Here is a 2,347-nt window from a genome sequence, read left to right as displayed (position 1 = left end):
TATGATCTTGGCCTGATCTACGGCGTCGAGATTACCCCGGACAATCACGCTATCGTGTCGATGACCCTGACAACGCCGAACTGCCCGGTCGCCGAATCAATGCCCGGCGAAATCGAACTGCAGGTCGGCAGCGTTCCCGGCGTCGGCCATGCCGAAGTCATTCTCGTCTGGGACCCGCCATGGGACCCGCAGAAGATGAGCGACGAGGCGAAGCTTGAACTGGGGATGTTGTGACCGGAACCACAACCCTGAAACCGGCCACCACAGTCACAATCGTGCAGGCGGATTATGCCAAAGCCGATCATGCCAAGGCGATTGTCGCGATGCTGCGTGTCTATGCGATGGACCCGATGGGCGGTGGCGAGGATCTGTTGGATCAGGTAAAGGCAAATCTGGTTCCGGGACTGGCCGCGACACCGGCGGCATCATCCCTTTTGGCCTATGTCGGTGATCAGGTCGCGGGGCTTGCTAATCTGATGACGACTTTCTCGTCCTTTGGCGGAGCGCCGCTGATCAATATTCACGATATCGTGGTTGCCAAAGCGCATCGCGGAACCGGTGTCGGGCGCGCATTATTTGACGCGATCCACCAGACCGCTGAAGATATCGGCGCCTGCAAGGTGACGCTGGAAGTGCTCGAAGGCAACGCACCCGCCAGGGCGCTTTATGCGTCGCTCGGCTATGGAGATTATGTGCTCGACCCCGAAATGGGCAAGGCATTGTTTTGGCAGAAAAGGCTTTAGAAATGACCGAGACAAAAACCAAAATACGCGAAATTCCGGCGGCGATCATTCTGACGCCCGGCGCCGAGCAGCGCATTGCTGACCTGATGGCCAAAGCCCCCGATGACGCGATCGGCGTAAAACTATCCACCCCGCGCCGCGGCTGCTCGGGTCTTGCCTATTCGGTCGACTATATCACCGAGGAAGTCCCGTTTGACGAGAAGATCATCACCCCCGGCGGGATATTCTACGTCGATGGCGGATCGGTGCTCTACCTGATCGGCAGCACGATGGACTGGGTCGAAGATGATTTTACCGCTGGTTTTGTGTTTGAGAACCCCAATGCCAAGGGTGCTTGCGGGTGCGGAGAGAGTTTTACGGTTTAGGAGACTATTATGGTCACGAGAACTATCGCCCTTGCGCTGACTGCCACGATCACACTTGCCAGCCCTGCGCTTGCGGAGGACTTGGCACCGGCGCCTTCCGCTTTTGAACAAATGTCCACGCTGGCCGGACACTGGAAACGGGAAGGTCAGGATGGTTCAAAATTCCATATCGAGTTTGAACTGACCGCCAACAACAGCGTGCTGGTCGAACGCTGGGTCAGCCGCGGCAAAACCCATTCGCTTACGCTCTACCATCGCGACAAGGCCGACGTGGTTGCAACCCACTATTGCCCGCAAGGCAATCAACCACGCATGAAAATGAGCACGCCCGATGGAGCAGCGAAAATAGTCTTTGATTTCTGGGACGCGACCAATTTGGTAAACCCTACAAACAATCATCAACATAGCTTGTCGTTTGATTTGTCAGAACCCGGTCGCGTCAAACGAGCCGAAATCTATTTGAGCAGCGCCGGCGAAGAGCCGTCTGAGATGGTTTTGGTGCGAACGGAGTAAGATGATAGGCGATTCTCTATTCTATGAGTGTAACTGCAAAAAAGGGGCGCGGAGATTTTTCTCCGCGCCCCTTTTTTGTGATCGTCACTTATCCCTCTAGGGAGAAGGCGTTTAAACCTTGCTCGTCAACTCCGGAACCGCATCAAACAGATCCGCAACCAGTCCGATATCCGCAACCTGGAAAATCGGGGCGTCTTCGTCCTTGTTGATCGCGACGATGATTTTCGAGTCTTTCATGCCGGCGAGATGCTGGATTGCGCCGGAGATGCCGATCGCGATATAGACTTCGGGAGCGACGATCTTGCCGGTCTGGCCGACCTGATAGTCGTTCGGGACATAGCCCGCATCGACCGCAGCGCGCGAAGCACCGATGCCGGCGCCGAGCTTGTCAGCCAAGGGCGTGATCACCTCTTCGAATTTTTCAGCAGAACCCAAGGCACGACCACCGGAGACGATGATCTTGGCGCTGGTCAGTTCGGGGCGTTCGGACTTGGCGATTTCGTCGCTGACGAAGCTGGATAGGCCAGCGTCGCTCGCGCCGCCAATGGCTTCGATGGTGCCGGAGCCGCCTTCGGTCGCTGCCTTGTCAAAGGCCGTACCGCGAACGGTGATGACCTTCTTGGCATCAGACGATTTGACCGTGGCAATCGCGTTGCCGGCGTAGATCGGCCGGGTGAACGTGTCTTCGCTTTCGACCGAGAGAATGTCGCTGATCTGCATGACGTC

The 2,347-nt window shown here is 56.8% G+C and carries 5 protein-coding genes; 4 read left to right on the top strand and 1 reads right to left on the bottom strand.

The window, feature by feature from the left end; genetic code table 11:
- The 4 genes from WBM93_RS11610 to WBM93_RS11595 form a co-directional block, all read left to right on the top strand.
- Positions 1 to 234, top strand: a 234-nt coding sequence (locus WBM93_RS11610; protein WP_424432015.1) for an iron-sulfur cluster assembly protein, incomplete at its 5' end; no start/stop codon positions are given.
- Positions 231 to 743 carry a GNAT family N-acetyltransferase gene (locus WBM93_RS11605; RefSeq protein ID WP_424432013.1) on the top strand — a complete coding sequence of 171 codons (513 nt, stop codon included), beginning with the start codon at positions 231 to 233 and terminating at the stop codon, positions 741 to 743. The genes WBM93_RS11610 and WBM93_RS11605, both read left to right, overlap by 4 nt.
- Before the next feature lie 2 nt (positions 744 to 745).
- Positions 746 to 1,108, top strand: a complete 363-nt coding sequence (locus tag WBM93_RS11600; protein ID WP_424432012.1) for a HesB/IscA family protein — start codon at positions 746 to 748, stop codon at positions 1,106 to 1,108.
- A 9-nt stretch (positions 1,109 to 1,117) separates the two neighbouring features.
- Positions 1,118 to 1,621 (top strand): hypothetical protein, encoded by a 504-nt coding sequence (locus WBM93_RS11595; protein WP_424432010.1) that lies wholly within the window; start codon positions 1,118 to 1,120, stop codon positions 1,619 to 1,621.
- Between the two features lie 111 nt (positions 1,622 to 1,732).
- Here WBM93_RS11595 and WBM93_RS11590 read toward each other — a convergent pair.
- On the bottom strand, positions 1,733 to 2,347 hold a 615-nt coding region (locus WBM93_RS11590; RefSeq protein ID WP_424432008.1), incomplete at its 5' end, for an electron transfer flavoprotein subunit alpha/FixB family protein.

This window comes from Parasphingorhabdus sp. (assembly GCF_049667325.1).
Classification (GTDB): Bacteria; Pseudomonadota; Alphaproteobacteria; order Sphingomonadales; family Sphingomonadaceae; genus Parasphingorhabdus.
This window is presented reverse-complemented; position numbering and strand designations above follow the sequence as displayed.

Bases quoted from the DNA above. Each gene is read 5' to 3' on its own strand.
- WBM93_RS11600 (WP_424432012.1), top strand. From the start codon at position 746: ATGACCGAGACAAAAACCAAAATACGCGAAATTCCGGCGGCGATCATT.
- WBM93_RS11595 (WP_424432010.1), top strand. From the start codon at position 1,118: ATGGTCACGAGAACTATCGCCCTTGCGCTGACTGCCACGATCACACTT.